Origin of the sequence: uncultured Winogradskyella sp. (genome assembly GCF_947496485.1) — a bacterium.
In the GTDB taxonomy this organism is placed as follows: Bacteria; Bacteroidota; Bacteroidia; order Flavobacteriales; family Flavobacteriaceae; genus Winogradskyella.
On the sequence record NZ_CANMCZ010000001.1, the window covers coordinates 439,256 to 458,645 of the forward strand.

General features: G+C 33.4%; 12 protein-coding genes and 1 tRNA gene. 3 read left to right on the top strand and 10 right to left on the bottom strand.

Annotation, left to right across the window (positions count from 1 at the left end; all coding sequences use genetic code 11):
- Positions 1-25: 25 nt before the first annotated feature.
- The 7 genes from Q0822_RS01785 to Q0822_RS01815 form a co-directional block, all read right to left on the bottom strand.
- The gene (locus Q0822_RS01785) at positions 26-3,097 is read right to left on the bottom strand and encodes a SusC/RagA family TonB-linked outer membrane protein (RefSeq protein WP_299119372.1); all 3,072 of its coding nucleotides are present in this window, start codon (positions 3,095-3,097) and stop codon (positions 26-28) included.
- A gap of 44 nt (positions 3,098-3,141) precedes the next feature.
- Entirely contained in the window at positions 3,142-5,052 is a 1,911-nt protein-coding gene (locus Q0822_RS01790) for a RagB/SusD family nutrient uptake outer membrane protein (RefSeq protein WP_299119375.1), read from the bottom strand.
- A 9-nt stretch (positions 5,053-5,061) separates the two neighbouring features.
- Positions 5,062-8,202: a TonB-dependent receptor gene (locus Q0822_RS01795; protein WP_299119378.1), complete on the bottom strand. Its 3,141-nt coding sequence runs from the start codon at positions 8,200-8,202 to the stop codon at positions 5,062-5,064.
- Between the two features lie 280 nt (positions 8,203-8,482).
- Entirely contained in the window at positions 8,483-9,901 is a 1,419-nt protein-coding gene (xylE, locus tag Q0822_RS01800; RefSeq protein ID WP_299119381.1) for a D-xylose transporter XylE, read from the bottom strand.
- Between the two features lie 73 nt (positions 9,902-9,974).
- Positions 9,975-11,300, bottom strand: coding sequence for a xylose isomerase (gene xylA / locus Q0822_RS01805; protein WP_299119384.1), 1,326 nt, complete (start codon positions 11,298-11,300; stop codon positions 9,975-9,977).
- A 16-nt stretch (positions 11,301-11,316) separates the two neighbouring features.
- The gene (locus tag Q0822_RS01810) at positions 11,317-12,807 is read right to left on the bottom strand and encodes an FGGY family carbohydrate kinase (RefSeq protein ID WP_299119388.1); all 1,491 of its coding nucleotides are present in this window, start codon (positions 12,805-12,807) and stop codon (positions 11,317-11,319) included.
- A gap of 20 nt (positions 12,808-12,827) precedes the next feature.
- Positions 12,828-14,396 (bottom strand): ThuA domain-containing protein, encoded by a 1,569-nt coding sequence (locus Q0822_RS01815; RefSeq protein WP_299119391.1) that lies wholly within the window; start codon positions 14,394-14,396, stop codon positions 12,828-12,830.
- Between the two features lie 317 nt (positions 14,397-14,713).
- Between Q0822_RS01815 and Q0822_RS01820 the strand changes: the two genes are divergently transcribed.
- From Q0822_RS01820 to Q0822_RS01830, 3 genes are read left to right on the top strand one after another with little or no spacing between them, the layout of a single operon-like run.
- Positions 14,714-15,613: an aldose 1-epimerase gene (locus Q0822_RS01820; RefSeq protein WP_299119394.1), complete on the top strand. Its 900-nt coding sequence runs from the start codon at positions 14,714-14,716 to the stop codon at positions 15,611-15,613.
- Positions 15,614-15,644: 31 nt separating this feature from the next.
- On the top strand, positions 15,645-16,772 hold the full coding sequence (gene galK, locus Q0822_RS01825) for a galactokinase (RefSeq protein ID WP_299119397.1): 1,128 nt from the start codon (positions 15,645-15,647) through the stop codon (positions 16,770-16,772).
- Between the two features lies 1 nt (position 16,773).
- Entirely contained in the window at positions 16,774-17,814 is a 1,041-nt protein-coding gene (locus tag Q0822_RS01830) for a UDP-glucose--hexose-1-phosphate uridylyltransferase (RefSeq protein ID WP_299119399.1), read from the top strand.
- A 168-nt stretch (positions 17,815-17,982) separates the two neighbouring features.
- On the opposite strand, the gene Q0822_RS01835 is transcribed toward Q0822_RS01830, so the two are convergent.
- The 3 genes from Q0822_RS01835 to Q0822_RS01845 form a co-directional block, all read right to left on the bottom strand.
- A tRNA-Met gene (locus Q0822_RS01835) sits at positions 17,983-18,055 on the bottom strand.
- Between the two features lie 177 nt (positions 18,056-18,232).
- Complete coding sequence (locus Q0822_RS01840; protein ID WP_299119402.1) at positions 18,233-19,075, bottom strand: Two component regulator three Y domain protein; 843 nt, start codon at positions 19,073-19,075, stop codon at positions 18,233-18,235.
- Positions 19,076-19,206: 131 nt separating this feature from the next.
- Complete coding sequence (locus Q0822_RS01845; protein ID WP_299119405.1) at positions 19,207-19,389, bottom strand: CPXCG motif-containing cysteine-rich protein; 183 nt, start codon at positions 19,387-19,389, stop codon at positions 19,207-19,209.
- Between the last annotated feature and the right edge of the window lies 1 nt (position 19,390).

The following is a 19,390-nucleotide window of genomic DNA, read 5'->3' on the forward strand; positions in this document are numbered from 1 at the left end:
TATTTGTCTTAATTTTCTTATTCTATTAAAATGATGCTCTTATACCTAAGGTAAAAGTTCTAGCTAGTGGTGTTGTTCCTATCCTTAGCTGACGAATATCTCTATTTTTACCTATTTCAAACAAATTAGTTCCAGAAAGATTTAGACTTAAATCCTCAAGACCTAAATCTTTACAATAGGCATCCTCAAACTCATATGTTAACTGTGCACGGTTAATGCTAAAGTAACTCGTGTCGAACAGCCAAAACGTAGATTGTCTAAAATTATTTTGATTTGTTTGCGATGATAACCTAGGGTATGTTGCCGAACTTGCAGTTTCTGGTGTCCATCTTCCTAAAACGACTTCCGAGTATTTATCATTACCATCTACTGAATAATATTCGTTAAAACTATTATTTAACTTATTACCGTCAGCTCCAGATTGACCTACACCCAAAACAAAAAGGTTGAACCTTTTGTAATTTAAGTTAAGGTTTAGCGCATACGTCCATGGGCTACTTGATTGCCCGATTGCTCTTCTATCATCATTATCTATAATATTATCTCCATTTAAATCCTGATATTTTATATCTCCTGGTTGAACGTTACCAAATTGAGGCACAGGTAAACCAGCATTTAAATTACCATTTGTATCAAAATCTGATTCAGCATAAAAACCTTGATCAACTAATCCAAAAATTGTAGAAATCTCTCTTCCTTGTGTTTGCAGATAATCTTCAGTAAATAATTCAGATCTTATAACTCTTTCAGTTTGACTATATAGCACGTTTGCACCTACAGTAATTGAAAAATCTTCATAAGTTTTATTGAAATTCATACCGATTTCAAAACCTGTATATAAGTTTTTATTAAAATTATTATACGGTCTAAATGTATCATAAAAAGACGGGAATTGATCTTGTAAGAATGTTATTTGTTTGTCTAATTCTGTTTTAAAGTAATTAGCTTCTATCCAAAGCGAATTCATTAAATATGTTTCGAAACCTAAATTTAAATCTATACGCTCTTCAAATGTTAAATCAAGATTTTCTCCTTGTGTAATATCTATTCTTCGATTGGTATTACCATCAGCCCAACCAACATTGTTACCAAAAGAATAGTTTACATCATATAAATAGTAAGCGCTAGCATTATTATTAACAGTACCACCAGCATTAAGCGCAGTAATACCTCGATCTGACTTTAAAATACCGCCAGAAGCTTTTAACTTAAGGTAATTAATAACTTTACTATCCTTTAAAAAAGGTTCTTCACTTAAAATGTAAGCTATACCAGACGTTGGTGAAAATGCGCCTCTATTTCCTTTCGGTAGTTTTATTGAATTAATATAGGTTCCTGTAAAATCAAAAAATAGTTTCTTTTTGAAGTCATAAGCCATTTGAAAGCCTACGTGCGCATCAACATCTGTTTGAATAACATCATTTCGTCTTTGTGAATTATAAAAACCTAATAAAGTGGTATTTAAAGAATGGTCCTTAGCAAAAGAGGTATCATAGTTTATAAGTCCATAAAGACCAAAGCGAGATAAAAAACCATTGGTAGTAGTGTTTTGTTCTAGATCTTTTAAATCTATACCAAAATCAGCAAGACCTGTTATGTTATCACCATCCCAAATTGGTTCATAGGTTTTAAATTGATTCTCTGTAGTTAAATCATAAGAATCAAAAAAATCAAAACTTACATAGGTTTTAGCTGATAAGCCTTTTGCTATTCTATCTAAATCAAAATTAATGGTGTTATTAAACTGTGTAGAACGAAACACTCTATTTCGATAACCACCTGCAATAGCTAAAGCTATGGGTGCATCTGATCCAAACTGTTGAGTTGACCCTAAAAGATTTCCATTAAACGTGTTTGCCGCTAGTAATTGTCCTGCAAGTGTAGGATCACTAGTATCTATTAAATCAATTGGTAAAAATGGTGAATAAGCGTTTGGTTTTAACGTAGTTCCTGCGCTCAATAAATCGGCTCTAGACCCTTTGGTTGTGCTTATAACTGCAATTCCATCAAGACTACTAGTAATCCAATCATTTATTTTAAAATCCAAGTTACCCCTTACATTAAAACGGTTAGTTCCTGAATTTATATCTTCATTGATATCCACCCATGCATCCTCACGATTCCATCCCACGTTAACATAATATTGATTTTTATCATTACCACCTGAAAACTCAGTTATAATATTTGTAAAATTGACAAAAGGTTGAACGTATTCATTTGAATAAATATCTACATCTGGATATTTGTATATATTAGAACTTGTTCTAAATTCTTGTATAAGTGATGGTGCAAAAAAATCATCTAACCCGTCATTATTTCTTGCTTCATTAAAAAGTGTCATATACGCAGATGAACCTAAATAATTGGGCAAAGAGATAGGCGCTCTAATACCAGATTGAATATTAACATTGACTTCTTTTTTGTTAGCTTTACCACGTTTGGTATTAATAACAATAACACCATTTCTTCCTTGACTACCATATAAGGCAACAGAATTGGCATCTTTAAGTACAGTGATCTGCTCAACCTCTTCCATATTTAGAATATTAGGATCACGACCAATGACACCATCAATAACAAAAACAGCATCGCCTACACCTCCTATACCTCTAATATTATCAGAACCTCTAACCCCTAACTGGAGTCCGTTAATATAATCTCTAACCCGTTGGGTATTGTCATAAGTTAATCGGTCTTTTGTGTTAATTGAGGATACTGCACCAACAATCTCACGCCTATATTTAGTGGCAACTCCCATCTTTAATTCGTCATCTTTTGAAGCAAGGAAAGGAGATTTTTTCATGGTAATATTGCCAGTTAAATCAGACATAGTAATAATGGCTGATATGTAACCCTTTTTTTCAAGTACGACAGACTCATCATCTTGTAAGGTAATTTTAAACTGTCCGTTAACATCCGAAGATGTCTTATTTCCATTTGAGCTAAAAATATCTACTCCGCTTATGGGGTTACCTTGCTCATCAACTACAGTTGCTGTTACCTCTACACCATCAGTTTGAGCCATTGCAACATTACCAATGCAAAACAGCATTAAGCAAAATAGAGTAAGCAACCTATATAATTTATTTATCTTCATTTTTTTCTTTATATTAATTAAAGCGAATTTATCAAAGACTACCACTACCATCCTGGATTTTGAGGAAAGCCTTCGTAAATTTGTGTTTGCGCAACTGGAAATGGTAACCAATAATGCTTAGGGAACTCACAAATTCTATCTACAAGAAGTGTTTCTGTGAAATTACTTTGGTCTTGCGGAAAATCTAAGGCTAATTTTCTTCTATACTTATCTAAATGGGCTACTCCCCATCGTCTAATATCAACCCATCGATGTGATTCATAACTTAACTCTACAGATCTTTCTCTTCTTAATTCATCCATAAACTTATTGTTATCCCCGACTATAGCAGGATTTACATTAGGAATACCAGCTCTACTACGTAATAAATTAATCACGCCCTCTGCTGATAAGCCATAAGAACTAGGGATTGCTGTTGCACCGCTAGAAGCATGTAATGCTTCTGCATACATTAAATAAACATCTGTAAGTCTCATATGCATTCGTACTCCGGTGTATTGATTTATAATAGGATTCCATCTCGTATGATACTTATCGTCAACTTTAGGGTAAAATTTTGTCCACATATACCCTGTATTATTTACTATTTTAATGTTTTCAGCACCAGAACTACGGTGGACACCTTTATTACCAGAATTTTCAAACCAAAGCTGGGCTGTCTTATGCGGATCGTCAGCTCCAGGATCTATAACTTGTCCATCAATGATATGCCATTTATAAAAACGTGGATCACGGTTTGCAAAAGGCTGAGTGGGATCGTAAGTTGGTGGTCCAAAATTACCACTAAGATCATCTTCAATAGATAGCCCATTAGCCATACCAAAATTGTTATGAATAAAATTATGTGTAGGACTGATAACTTCATATCCAGCAGAATTGGTATGAATAGCTCTACTTACTCCTGATGCCATAAATCTTGTAGCCTGCCCTTGACTCCCACCAGTTGCAGAAAATATAAATTCTGTACTTCCTGGCCATGTACCAGGTGCTGGTGATCTCCAAAACACATCATCGTAGTTTTCCCAAGACGCTAATGCATAACGTCCTTGGTCGGCTAATTGAAGAATTCCTGAAAAAGCCTCGACCGCCATATCACATAACTCTGTATCATAGTCATATGGATTTACACTTACATTGTTACCTTTCATTAAGGGACTTGCGGCTAAAAGTAAGTTTTTACCTTGAAAAGCATATGCCGTACCTTTAGTAAGCCTACCTCTATTTTCACCTTGTGTTAGTTGTCCATAAGGCTCTTGATCCCAATTTACGGGTAATAATGTAATGGCTTTTATATAATCTTCATTAGCTCGTAAAGCACTTTCTTTGTAGGTCTCTGGGCGTGGTATTTCAAAATCATCTACTAAAACTCTATCAATATATGGATAACGCCCCCAAAATTTCATAATCTCATTATGGAAAAATGCTCTAAAAAAATAAGCTTGTCCAAGAATAACATCTTTTTCTGCTTGAGTGGCATTTACCATTAAATCCCTATTCTCAACATACTCAATTACAATATTAGCTTTACGGATACCACGTAAGCTGCCATCATATAACCCTGGTCTTTGTCTATTAAATGAGTTATTATTTTCTACATTAGCAGAGTTAGTACCTGTTGATCCATAATTAGAATTGTAGTGGTTATTTAAGTAACAAAAATTATCTCTAATCACATCAGTGAATCTTCCTGCATCAATATCACCACTTGCTTTTGTAGGCCTATCAACAAATCCATCATCTCCTAAAAGGAAATCTTGAAAGGTATGCGATTGCTGTTCATAAGACACTACTAAGGCATACATTTCTTCAACAAAACCTTGCGCATTTGTAAAGGTAGAAAAAACCACTTCTTCATCTATGACTGCATCTGGTTCTACATCTAAATAGTCCTGGCATGAAAACGAGAATACTAATCCTAAGATTAATACTATTTTTAGTTTATAACTTTTCATCATTTTTCTTTTTTAAAAATTCATATTAAAACCAAAGTTAAATCTTTTTAAGGTAGGATAATCCCCTCTTGACCGCGCTTCACCTGAAGTATTAAACTCTCTATCATCAGGCAAATTAGACCATAAAAACAGGTTATTTCCATTTGCAAAAATTTGAAGTTTCTTCAACCCAAGTTTTTCGCAGGTCTCTCTTGGTATATCATAAGATAAAGAAACAGCTCTAAGCCTTGTTAATGACGCATCTAACCAATTATCTCTAGGATTAGTGGCTCCCGGAACTCCAAATGATGGTTGAGTATCTGTATTATTAGGCGTATCTACGGTCCAATAATCTAAATCTTGCTCAAAAATTAACGGTGTTGAATTACTAAACGTTTGGTTACTGAACAATCTAGACGCATTTTGGGTACCATACAACTGCGCTGAAATACTAAACCCTTTGTATCGCGCGCCTAGAGTAAGGCCCCAAGTCCTTTGAGGTTGGTTTGGATAACCGAAAGGTGCATTATCGAAATTAGAATTATAAACACCATCTCCATCAAAATCTACAAGATCATAATACCCAGGACGTACTGTACTTTGATTTTCATTTAAAGGAGTTGAACTATAAATATCGTCCCAACTAGTCAATATACCTGCAGGAATCCCTGTGCTTCCTTGCCCAATATTAAAACCAGCATCATTTAGATAAGCAGCCCGCAATGCTGGATCATCTCTTACTATTACTTCATCTATAGCTTGAGTAAAATTAAAATCACCAGATAGTGTTAAACCGTTATCAAAAGTATAACTGGAACCAAGAACAATCTCATAACCCCTTATCTCAACGACACCTCTATTAACAAGCGGAGGGCTTGCTCCCACAAAATCTGGTGAAAGTTGAGTATTAACAATTACAATTTTACTACGATCTTCGGCAAAATAATCTAGCTCTCCGGTTAATAAACCATTAAATAAATTAAACTCAGCACCTATGTTATATTTAACAGCTTCCTCCCACTGAAGGTTTGGGTTTCCAACAACACTTTCTCTATAAAACGTGTAGGGCGAAAGTCCTTGATAAGCACTTGGTACTAAATATGCTGATCCACCAGATCCCCATTGCGTAAGATGATTCCATCTTCCTATTACATTACTTGCTTGGATAAAACTATCATCACCAATAAGACCATAGGATCCTCTAAATTTTAGTAAATTTAGCCAATCTACATTTTCCATGAAGGCTTCGTTTGAGAGTGTCCAACCTACTGCTACAGAAGGGAATAAGTCGAAACGAAATCCTCGTCCAAATTGTTCTGAGCCATTGTAAGCACCATTAATATCTAAAAAGTATCTTTTGTCGTAATTATAAGTGACCCTACCTACCCAATCTTCTCGGTATGTTGGAAAAGCGAAAAGCCCAGTGCCACTTGCAGCCTCCTGTCTTCTAACTAAGAACAGCCCTGTTAGGTTATGTTTTTCATTAAAAGTTTTGTTATAATTCAATGAAGCATCATAAACCATTCGACGTCTTCGTTGGTTATCCTCTACTTGTGAATTTCCTAAAGTCCATGGTGGTCGCACATAACCAAATCTGGTATTGCTATCTGGAATAAGAATTTCCTCTACACCATCACTACTGTAAACCCTATAAATTACACCTCCATCATTTAAACTTTGTTTACTTCTCTGACTATTATCTAGAGAAAATCGTCCTTGAAAAGACAAGCCTTCAGTAATAAAGTCTAATTTTTGTTTTAGTATAAAATCTGTATTGACTTGAAATTGTCTAAAAGTGTCATAACCACGAGCTGATAAAAACTCAACAGGGTTATTGTATACATTAAAATAACTAAAGGGGTTTCCATACAACCCATCTGGATATACAGGCGTGTAAAGACTTGGCGCTATTAAATAAAGTCCATTAGTTACATTACCTAAGCCACCAGGACTCTCTCTAACACCTAAAAAACCAGCTAGATTAACAGACAACTCAGTAGTATTTGTAATATTAAAATCTATGTTACTTCTAAAGTTAAATCTATCATATCGATACTCACCTAAATAGCCTCTTCCATTATCGTATCTACCACCATCAAAAATATCATTTACAGTTTGATACGCTAAACTGCCAAAATATTTAGCCGTTTTATTACCACCACGTACAGACAAATTAATTCTATAATCTTGTGCATAATCTTTCAACAATTCATCTTCCCAATCAACATTAGGATAAATATAACTTTCCTCTAAACTTGCAGGGTTACGATATCTATCTACAACAGCTAATGGTGTATAATTATTCCATGTATTGGGAGCTTGAGCTATCCCTCTTAAAATAGCACTATTTGCTTCTAAAAAAGCATCATAAGAATCTAATTTATTTGGTAATTGAGAAACGGTTTTAATGGTTGAATTAATACTTAGCGACAGTTGCGCTTTTCCTGTTTGACCTCGCTTAGTGGTAATTAAAATCACCCCATTAGCGCCTTCCACGCCAAAAACCGCCGTAGCAGAAGCATCTTTAAGCACCGATAAATTTTCTATATCGTTCATATCTATATCGTTCATTGACCTCTTAACACCATCCACAAGTACAAGAGGGTCGCCATCAGTATTCCATGAACTTTTACCACGAATATAAATCTTCAAATTATCTTCTCCAGGAACACCACTACCTTGTATAGCGGTAACACCTGGTAAATTACCTTGTAATGCTTCTTCAACATTGGCTACACCAGCAGCCCTTTCCATCAAATCCTCACCTTTTATCTGCGTAATAGCAGCTACCACACTCTCTTTTTTCTGGGTACCATAACCAATAACGACTACTTCATCTAAACTTGCCACATCCTCTTCTAAGGTTAAATTGATTGTTGTTCGACCATTGACTTGAATTTCCTGAGTTTTAAAACCTACATAAGAAAACAGTAAAATTTCATCACCCAAAGTTAACTCAAGGGAATAGTTTCCATCAAAATCTGTATATGTACCTGTAGTAGTTCCTTTTTGTACTACACTTACACCTGGTATAGGCATCCCACTAGCATCCTTTACAACACCAGAAACCGTATTCTGAGCCTCTAAATTTATAGCTGTAAAACTGGAAAACACTATTGCCAGTAGTAATGCTAACCCAGAACCAGGAAACTGCTTTTTAAATTTTTGTTTCATATATTCAGTTTAAATTTCAACGTATAGTTAGTTATATTTCATTATGATAATGCCACAAAGTCAAATCATAAAGATATGTTAACAAATTTCAACATAAAAAAAAGGTAAAGTATCCTGTACTATACTGTTAAAATTGTTTTTCTATCTATTTCTCATATTTACAATAGATTACACTAAGCGACCTTTTATTTGTTAGTATTTTTTTAATTAATGAACTGTCTTGTAAAATGAAGTTTCGACTTTGAATTTTTAAAAATCATCTTAAACTTTTGACTATATTTTATTTCTCCCAAAGACCTTCCATTTCTTCCAGTGCTTTTCCTTTTGTTTCAGGCACCAATTTCCAAACAAAAATCATCGCCAATAAAGACATAGCACCATAAATCCAATAGGCAAACCCATGATTAAACTGCTCTGTTAAATAAGTGTTATCGTCCATCATCGGGAATGTGAGTGATACTAAATAATTCGATATCCACTGAGCTGCTACAGCTATTGCCATAGCTTTACCTCTAATTTTATTAGGAAATATTTCGGACAGTAAAACCCAAGTTATTGGTCCCCAACTCATAGCAAAACTTGCTACATAAAGCATCATACATGCCAAGGCTAAATAGCCCGTTGCTCCACCATAAAACACAAATCCTAATGAAAACATGGCTATGGCCATCCCTAAAGCTCCAATGATCATCAATGGTTTTCTACCATAATTATCTACGGTTCTAATTGCTATTATGGTGAATAGAAAGTTAACAATACCAACTATAATAGTAAGTAGCAACGCACCATCTGTATTTGGATCTATATTCTTAAAAATTTCTGGAGCATAATATAGCACCACATTAATTCCAACAAACTGTTGAAAAATTGATAGTGTTATCCCAATAATAATCACCAACCATCCAAAAGATAAAAGCTTACCAGAGTGTTGTACTACAGATCCTTTTATTTCTTCTAATATTCGATTCCCTTCATCTTCTCCATTGACTTTTATAAGCACATCTAATGCTTCTTCTGGTTTATTTTTAAGCATTAATGAACGTGGTGTATCAGGCACAAAAAACAACAGTCCTAGAAATATTCCAGCAGGTATAACTTCTGATGCAAACATCCATCGCCATCCTACTTCATTTAACCAAGCGTCTGAACCTCCGCCTCTTGAAATAAAATAATTCACAAAATAAACCACCATAAAGCCACCAACAATGGCCAGTTGATTATAAGACACCAATTGACCTCTACTTTTAGCTGGTGCAATTTCTGAAATGTATAGTGGCGATAGCATAGATGCTAATCCCACACCTATACCACCAAGAATTCTATAAAAAACAAAGATTGTAGAGAATGTATGGTCTAATTCCCCTATTGGTTTGATAAACATCTCAGGCATTGCAGATCCAAGGGCAGATATTAAAAATAAAATTGCGGCAAGTATTAATCCTTTTTTTCTGCCCAGCTTTTTACTAACAAGTCCACCAGAAAGTCCTCCGATAATACAACCTATTAGGGCACTTGACACTATAAAACCTTTAAAAGCACTTGCAGCTTTTTCTGACAACCCTTTAGGAGTTACAAAAAAGCTATCCAAGGAACCTACTGTTCCTGAAATTACTCCTGTATCATACCCAAATAGCAGTCCACCCAGAGTAGCTACCAATGTTAGTTTTAAAAGATATCCTGATTTTGCAGATGTTCCCATAGTGTGTTTAGTTAGTTAGTTTTTATACTTATTTAGACCTTTCAAGTTATAAAAACCCGAAAGGTCTTCAAATTTAAATGTATTGATTAATTATGTTTTCGAACAATTCTTGCTTACCACTTTGTAATTGAAGTTCTCCGTTATCTTGCGCGATTTTATACAAATCTTGCATCGATAATTTACCCTCTTCAAAATCCTTTCCTTTTCCAGAATCAAAAGAGGCATAACGTTCTTTTCTCAATTTTTCATAAGGCGAAGACGTCATAATTTTATCTGCAATAAGTAATGCTCTTGCAAAGGTATCAGCTCCACCAATATGTGCATGGAATACATCTTCCATGTCTGTAGAATTTCTTCTGATTTTAGCATCAAAATTAATTCCTCCTCCTTGTAAACCTCCAGCTTCCAAGAATACCAACATAGCTTCTGTAGTTTCTTGAATATTGTTTGGAAACTGATCGGTATCCCAACCATTTTGATAATCCCCTCTATTGGCATCTATACTGCCTAACATACCTGCTTTGGCAGCAACTGCTAATTCGTGTTGCATTGTGTGTTGTGCTAAAGTGGCGTGATTGACTTCTATATTCATTTTAAAATCTTTATCTAAACCATATTCTTTTAAGAAACCAATGGCCGTAGCAGAATCAAAATCATATTGATGTTTCATTGGCTCCATAGGTTTTGGCTCTATAAAGAATGTGCCTTTAAAACCTTGCGCTCTTGCATAATCTCTTGCCATCGTTAAAAATTGAGCCATATGATCTAACTCTCGTCCCATATCTGTATTTAATAAAGACATGTAACCTTCTCGTCCTCCCCAAAAGACATAATTTTCTCCTCCTAATTTAATAGTGGCATCTAATGCCAATTTGACTTGACCTCCTGCTCTTGCAACCACATCAAAATCTGGATTGGTTGAAGCACCATTCATATAACGAGGATTAGAAAAACAGTTGGCTGTTCCCCATAATAGTTTAATACCTGATTCTGCTTGTTTACCTTTAATATAATCTGTAATCGTAGCCAAACGCTCTTCAGATTCGGCAAATGTTTTGCCTTCTTGAATTAAATCGTAATCGTGAAAACAGAAATAATCAAATCCCATTTTGCTTATAAATTCAAAAGCCGCATCTGCTTTATCTTTTGCAGCTTGAACTGGATCAGAAGATTGATCCCAAGCAAAATTTTGTGTTCCTGGACCAAAAGGATCTCCTCCTTGTCCGCAGAAGGTGTGCCAATACGCTATGGCGAATTTGAAATGCTCACGCATTGTTTTACCAGCAACCACTTGATCTGGGTTATAATATTTAAAGGCCAAAGGGTTGTCTGATTCCTTGCCTTCATATTTAATCTCACCGATTCCTTTATAATATTCTTTGTTTCCTATAATTGCCATTATAATTTATTTTGTGTTATACTTTATTTAATATTAGTTCTAATTCTTTTTTCCAGTTGTTGTAAGCTTCCAAATAAGGCGTCTTATCTTTAAAAGGCATAAATGTCATGACGTGGTCGTTATCCATTATTATTTTCCCAAATGCTTCAAAATCTCCTTTATGTAAATTTGAAGCTCGTGCAGCTCCAATAGCACCTGTAGTATTATAAATTTCTATTTCCTGTTCTATTAATGTCGCTACGGTATTTGTAAAAATTTCTGAACGAAATAAATTATCATTTCCGGCACGAATGACGCTTGGTTTTATACCATCTGATGTCATAATTTCCATACCATATACAAATGAAAATGCAATGCCTTCCAATGCTGCTCTGCACATATGTCCTTTGTGATGGTTGTTTAAATTCATATTGACGATTCGTGTCCCTATCTCTTTATTATCGAGCATACGCTCTGCCCCATTTCCAAAAGGAATTAGACACACACCATCCGAACCTACAGGGATTTCGGATGCCAAATTATTCATCTCTTCATAAGAACTCACTGATAGATTATTTAATAACCAACGGTATTGAATACCAGCACCATTTATGCATAACAGTTTCCCAATTCTTGCATCTTCACCTTTCTTGTAATTTACATGTGCAAAGTTGTTAACTCGAGCGCTTTCTTTTACTGATAAACTATTTGTAACGGCATAAACAACACCAGATGTGCCGCCCGTTGCAGCCACTTCTCCAGGATTAAACACGTTTAAGGAAAGTGCATTATTTGGCTGGTCGCCAGCTCTATAATAGATAGGCGTGCCTGCAGCCAAACCGCTTTCAGACTCCCCTTTTTTATCTACTAAAGATTGAATACCAAAGGTTTCAACAATGTCTGGCACAAGTTCTGTATCGAAACCATAATATTCTAAAAGAAAATCTGCTACACTATTATTTTTAAAATCCCAGAAGATACCTTCTGATAATCCAGATATTGTTGTGTTTATTGTATTTGAAAACTTGTACGCTATATAATCACCAGGCAACATAAACTTATAAATGCTTTTGTAAATGTCTGGTTCATTTTCTTTCACCCATTTTAATTTTGAAGCGGTGAAATTTGCTGGTGAGTTTAATAGTCGTGATGAACATTTATCGTTACCAATGTCTTCAAAGGCTTTATTTCCAATTTCTACGGCCCTACTATCGCACCAAATAATACTTTTGCGAAGTGGATTACCATCTTTATTAATTAAAACCAATCCATGCATTTGATAAGATATCCCAATGCCTTTTATTTGCTTCCTACTGACATTATATTGCTTTTTCAACCTTTTTATAGCATTACATACATGAAGCCACCAGTCGTTTGGTTTTTGTTCTGCCCACCCGTTTTTTTGTGCAAACATTCCCATCTCTTCATTAGGTTCTTGCACCACACCTAAACTCTTACCTGATTCAAACTCAACTAAAGCAGCTTTGATTGATGAACTTCCTATATCTAATCCTAAGTAATATTTCATTTATGGATAAACTCTAAAAATTAATTTAATTGCTTCTTAAACTTTTTGGGAATACGGTTTATAGATTTTATTTGAACATCTTTATAGTAAACCTCTGCTGCTTCAGATTGTATTTGAATACGTCCTTTTGTAAGCGGAACAATCTGGTTCTCTGCATTTTTATATTTCGAATTATATAATACCATGACTACTTTTCCATTGACCACATGTAAACTTGTTCCTTCAAAACAAATCAATTCAAGTGTATTCCACTCGCCACGGTCTTTTTCATTATCAAAAGCTTTGTTGCAATGGTTTAGAGGAAAGCGTTCTACACTAGAGTAAGGATTTAAGGTACCAGTTTTTGAATAAATAAATTCTTTTTCTCCCTCCTCTTTCTCCGAAGGAATATCTATTAACACATCCACTAACCCATAGTAGTCACCCACATCCGTTTCTTGGACTTGAAATTCTTGCGAAGCCATCCATACATTCCAAAAAGCAGTATAAGACCCATGGCAATGATATAAAATACCACTATCTCTTTTTCTTGTTAATCTTGGTTCCCAAACTTGTTCTCCCCATTTAAACTGTAATTTCAAATGGTAATTTTCATATTCTTGTTTTGAAGTTAATGCCCCATAAATTTCACCTGAAACATGAAGCACATTTTCACCATTTTCTTTTTTAAAAGTGAATACATTTTTTGGATCGTTGTTTAAACCTAAAGGCTCGGCATTTTTACCATCACTTTTCGGATCAACATGATCCAAGCCTTTAACTGAGGCGTGAGGCGCTCCAATAAAGACATCCCAATTTTTGGTGTAATCACCTTCAAGAAGATGCGTCCATTTTTTAGTTGAAAGCTTTTTTATTTGCTCCATATCTGCTGCCCAAAGTATAGCGCCTTGTATTAATTTTTCGAACCTTGAATTGTTATAAATCTCGTTAGTATGTCCCATTCCTGTATAAAACACACGTCCTCCATCATAATGATGATACCATGTAATTGGATGATTATCAGTATTCATTTTTTTTCCTTCATAAGAATCTTCATCTAAAGATGCTAAAACATTGACATGTTTGCCAACAGGTTTTAAAAAATTATACCATTCGTCTTTGAAAACTTCAGTATCCTTTAAATGATTAATTGCTGGATGTTCACTTGATTTATCGATGTAAAGTTTTGCATTTTGAACTTTAGGATGATCCTTAAAAGTAGCTCCAATCATTTCTGTAAACCAAGGCCATTGCATTTCGGTATTTGATGCCGCATGAATTCCAACAAAACCCTTACCACTGGCCATATACTTTTTTATTGTCTTTTTTTGATTTTCATCAAAGAGGTCTCCTGTAGTATTCAAAAAAACAAGGACATTATATTGCTTTAAGTTTTCTTCTTTAAAATCGTTTGAATCTTCAGAAAATGAAATTTTCCAATTATTCTTTTTAGCTAACTCGGTCATGAATTTAATTCCTGTAGGAATAGATTTATGCCGAAAAGCTTCTGTTTTTGAGAACACTAAAATGTTAGCATTGCTTTGTTGTGAATAGACTACTTCAAGAGAAAGTAGAACTAAAACGAAACAAATTAACCTTTTAAAATCCATTTAAAATAATTTGAAGAACAATGTAGCCTTGTAAATAATATATTATATCCTGTACTGTGCTGTCTTCTAAATGTTAATTATCAAATCCATACCTTGAGATATCATTTCTAATAATAAATTAGAATGGCACATAATATTGTATACTAAGAACGAAACTAATAGAATAGAATAGAATAGAGTTGAAGTAGGACAGAACAGGATAACATAATCTTTTTACAATATTAAATTTGATTTATAATCAAACAACAAGAAATATCTTAAAAAGGAAAATTAAACCATCTGATTTTAAGAAAACGGTTTAAATTAAACACTTAGGAATGTATAAAATAGAACATATAAAGGATAATCAATCTGATAATATTAAATTGATAAACACCAGAAATAACTCTTGCGCAAAAATAGTTCTAAACGATGGAGCAAGTCTACAGGAGTTATGCCTAAATAACACTTTTATTATTGAGGATTTATCTCCTTTAAAATATAAAGACACCTATGCTTCGTCTATTTTATTCCCATTTGCCAATAGAATTAAAGATGGTACTTATACTTTTAATAGAAAGAATTATCAGTTTTACATAAATCAGAAAGAAGAGAACAATGCTTTGCATGGTTTGGTTTATAATAAAACCTTTAAAATTTTGGATAAAAATAGCTCAGAGAATGAAGCTTCAATTAAATTGGAATATAATGAGGCAAAAGAATCTAAAGGATTTCCTTATACATATACGATTCAATTACAATACACTTTAAATGAAAATGGCTTAAAACTTTATGTTTTAGTAAAAAATACGGACACAAAACCGTTTCCTTTTACGTTGGGTTGGCATCCGTATTTTATAAGTGACAATTTATATGATAGTACTTTGACGTTCGACAGTGATAAAAAATTGATTTTAAATGAAAAAATGATAACAACAGGGATTGAAGATTTTAAGAACAATAACAATTTTGAAGTTAAAGACAAAAAACTAGACGACTGTTTTATTTTGAATACTAATACTATAGAATTTAAAACGCCAAGTTATAACTTGGAAATTAGTGCATCATCAAGTGAAACTTTTTTACAATTATACACGCCTCCTAAAACTAATACAATAGCCATTGAACCTACTACAGGTGTGTCGGATAGTTTTAATAATAAAATGGGATTGCAAGTTTTAGAATCCGGGAAGACTTATAGCATAGATTGGGAAATTAAAGTAACCTCAAAAAAATAGCATTTCTATTTTAAGTAAAAATTTATTAGCAATGTTGGACATTAACAGATTTAAAAGTGAAATAATTATTGAATCTCCTGGAAGAATAAATCTTATTGGTGAGCACATAGACTATAATGGCGGTCATGTGTTACCTGCTGCCATGGATAAAAAAATCATATTTAGTTTAAGGAAAAACAACAGTAATACTTGTGAAATTCTTTCAAGAAATTATAAGAACAGTTTTATCGTTGACTTAAATAATTTGCTTAGAAGTGATGTGGAATGGCATAACTATATTTTAGGAGTGTTGTTTCATATCAATAAGCTAAGACCAGGTTCTATTAAAGGATTTGATTGTGTAATCGAAAGTAATTTACCTTTAGGATCGGGAATAAGTTCTTCGGCAGCATTAGAATGTGGTGTTGCTAAGGGTGTAAATGAATTGTTTGATATTGGTTTGTCAGATATAGAAATCATCAAACTATCAAGAGATGCAGAGCACACATTTGTTGGTACTAAATGTGGTATCATGGATCAATTTGCAGTAGTAAAAGGTAAAAAGGATCACCTCATTCTTTTAAATTGCGAAACCTTAGATTATGATTTAATTGAAGCAGAATTTAGTCCGTATAAAGTTGTTTTACTTAATTCAGGCGTTTCACACAGTTTAGCAAGTAGCGAATACAATATAAGAAGAAATGAATGTAATTCTGCCCTAGAAGCCATTCAGGAAAAATATCCCAATTTTCAATTTTTAACAGAAGTACCAGCCAAAGTGGTTAAAGAATTTAAGAACGTTCTACCTGAAAAAATATACAATAGAGCCTTATATGTAACTCAAGAAAACAAAAGAACACTTAAAGCTTTTGCGTTTTTAAAAGCTAAAGATTTAAAAAATTTTGGAGAATGTTTATATCAATCGCATCAAGGTTTACAGCACTTGTATGAGGTAAGCTGCAAAGAATTAGACTTTTTAGTTAAACAAACTAAAGATTTAGATTATGTTTTAGGGTCTAGGATGATGGGAGGTGGTTTTGGAGGTTGTACCATCAATTTGGTTCATGAAGATAAGGTTGAAAAATTTATTGATAATGTCTCAGCGTTATACGAAGAAAAATATAGTATTAAATTATCATCAATTATAACCACCATAAGTGATGGTGTTAGAAAAGTATAATATGGATTCTACAATATACACTCAACCACATAGAAGATATAACATTTTAACAGATGAATGGGTTTTGGTTTCGCCACATAGAACTAAACGCCCTTGGCAAGGAAAAACAGACAAAACTGTGACTGTTAAAAAAGCGAAATACGATGAAAGCTGTTATTTATGTCCTACCAACAAAAGAGCAAGTGGAGAAATAAATCCAGATTATCCTAGCACTTATAGTTTTAAAAATGATTTTGCTGCTTTATTATCTAAAACAACAGAAAGCAATTTTGATGAAGGTTTATTAAAAGCGACAACAGAAACCGGAATATGTAAAGTAATTTGTTTTTCCCCAGAGCACTCTTTAACACTGCCATTAATGTCTGTATCAGAGATTGATGATGTGATAAGTTTATGGAAAAAAGAATATGCTGAACTTGGAGCAAATCCAAATATAAATCATGTACAAATATTTGAAAACAAAGGCGATATCATGGGATGTAGTAATCCACATCCTCATGGTCAAATTTGGGCACAACAATCTATTCCAGAAATAGTATTAAAAAAGCAAATACAACAAAAGAACTATTGGGATGCAAACAATGAAAGTTTAATATCTGATTATATTCAACAAGAAATTGAGTTAGACAAACGAATCATTCTAAAAAATAATTACTTTGTTGCATTGGTTCCTTATTGGGCCGTATGGCCATATGAAACGATGATTGTTCCAATAAAACATCATCAACATATTAGTCAGTTAAATAATGCGGAGCAACTAGCCTTTGCAGAAATAATTAAGGATTTAACAACTAAATATGATAATTTGTTCGAGACCTCTTTTCCGTATTCTTCTGGCATACATCAAAGTCCAACAGATGAAGAGCACCCAGAATGGCATTTTCATATGTCGTTTTATCCTCCACTTTTACGATCTGCAGAAATAAAAAAGTTTATGGTTGGATATGAGATGTTTGCAAATCCACAAAGAGATATTACAGCAGAGCAAGCAGCAGATACTTTAAAAGAATTGAGCAGAATACATTACAGTAAAACTAACTAGCAACATCTAAAACAACTCGAATGAATCTAGAATTTCGATAGATACCAGACTAAATCATATCTTATTATGTAGAAGATTAATAGTAAAAGTTCGTTGGACCTAAATCAGAAATTTCTACTATTTTCTGAAAAAGAAAAAACCAGACACTTTCGTATCTGGTTGTCTTTGTAGCGGGAACTGGACTCGAACCAGTGACCTTCGGGTTATGAGCCCGACGAGCTACCTACTGCTCTATCCCGCGATTTAATATCAAAATGATTGTCTTAGCTTTTAACTTTCGGTTCATAATACCGACTCAATCATTTTAGGACTGCAAAGATAATACTTTTTTTAGATTACAAAAGACTAAGTAAAAAAATAACGCTCTAAATTAATTTAAAGCGTTATTTCTTATTCAATTGATTATTGCTAAATCAATTCAATCATTATCATCTTCAGAATCTAAAGTGGCTAAAGCTCCTTTCATATTCGCTTTATCTAAATCGAAGTCCACAATATTTGGTAACTTGTCTTTTAAGACTGCATAATTTCCTTTAAATTCATTATTACTTAATAGTAAGGTTTTAAGGTTTGTTAATTGTGCCAACTCATTTGGTAAACTACCATAAAATGCATTATTAGACAGTACTAGTTCTTCTAATTGCTTTAACTCACCAATAGATGAAGGAATGGTTCCTAATAAATTGTTATCAAAAACACTTAATACTTTCAATGATTTTAAATTAGAAAGGTTTGAAGGTAACTTTCCTATTAACTGGTTACTGCTTAATATTAAGCTTTCTAACTTGGTTAGATTTACTATTGTCGATGGTATTTCACCAGAGAAATTATTATTAAATAACTCAATAGATTTTAATTGTGCTAAACTTCCGATTTGAAATGGTATTTCGCCTTTAAAATTATTAGAAAATAATTTTAACTCTTCCAAATTAGATAAGTTTACTATAGATTCTGGTAATTCACCTTCTAATTTATTGAATGATAGATCTAGTATTTTTAAACTCTTTAAGTTTGAAATTGATTCCGGTAGGTTCCCATACAAGCTATTAAAACTTAGGGTAATTGCTACAACATTATCGTTTTCTAATGTCACTCCATTCCAAGTCGAAACGGGTTGGTCTAAATCCCAAGATTTATTCCAAGAATCACCATTAGTAGCATTATATAAATCTATAAGAGCTGTTTTTTCGTCTTGCGAAACTTGAGCAAAAGAGACTACTGAAATTAAACAGAAAAATAAGGCTAGTTTTAAGTTTTTCATGATGATAGATTTTTGTGGAGGGGCACAATAACCTAACGAATATAGATGGAATGACTATAAACTGCAAATTTATTCGACGAACTACATTCTATTAATTCTTAAAAATTTAAATATCAGATGTTTAGCAATTTCTACTGTTCTATGTTTTCTGCCTGAAAATTAATAATTTCATAGTTTTCTACAGCTATAGAAACCTGAATTGGATTACAACAAATTTCACAGTCTTCTATATATTTCTGTTGACTTTGAGATGTGTCAACTAACATGGAAATCTGTTCCCAACAGTATGGACATTGAAAAAAATATTCATCCATT

Coding starts and splice junctions, on each gene's coding strand:
- xylE (WP_299119381.1), bottom strand. CDS start 9,901: ATGGGAACATCTGCAAAATCAGGATATCTTTTAAAACTAACATTGGTA.
- xylA (WP_299119384.1), bottom strand. CDS start 11,300: ATGGCAATTATAGGAAACAAAGAATATTATAAAGGAATCGGTGAGATT.
- Q0822_RS01830 (WP_299119399.1), top strand. CDS start 16,774: ATGGATTCTACAATATACACTCAACCACATAGAAGATATAACATTTTA.
- Q0822_RS01820 (WP_299119394.1), top strand. CDS start 14,714: ATGTATAAAATAGAACATATAAAGGATAATCAATCTGATAATATTAAA.
- Q0822_RS01790 (WP_299119375.1), bottom strand. CDS start 5,052: ATGATGAAAAGTTATAAACTAAAAATAGTATTAATCTTAGGATTAGTA.
- Q0822_RS01845 (WP_299119405.1), bottom strand. CDS start 19,389: ATGGATGAATATTTTTTTCAATGTCCATACTGTTGGGAACAGATTTCC.
- Q0822_RS01840 (WP_299119402.1), bottom strand. CDS start 19,075: ATGAAAAACTTAAAACTAGCCTTATTTTTCTGTTTAATTTCAGTAGTC.
- Q0822_RS01795 (WP_299119378.1), bottom strand. CDS start 8,202: ATGAAACAAAAATTTAAAAAGCAGTTTCCTGGTTCTGGGTTAGCATTA.
- Q0822_RS01810 (WP_299119388.1), bottom strand. CDS start 12,807: ATGAAATATTACTTAGGATTAGATATAGGAAGTTCATCAATCAAAGCT.
- Q0822_RS01785 (WP_299119372.1), bottom strand. CDS start 3,097: ATGAAGATAAATAAATTATATAGGTTGCTTACTCTATTTTGCTTAATG.
- galK (WP_299119397.1), top strand. CDS start 15,645: ATGTTGGACATTAACAGATTTAAAAGTGAAATAATTATTGAATCTCCT.
- Q0822_RS01815 (WP_299119391.1), bottom strand. CDS start 14,396: ATGGATTTTAAAAGGTTAATTTGTTTCGTTTTAGTTCTACTTTCTCTT.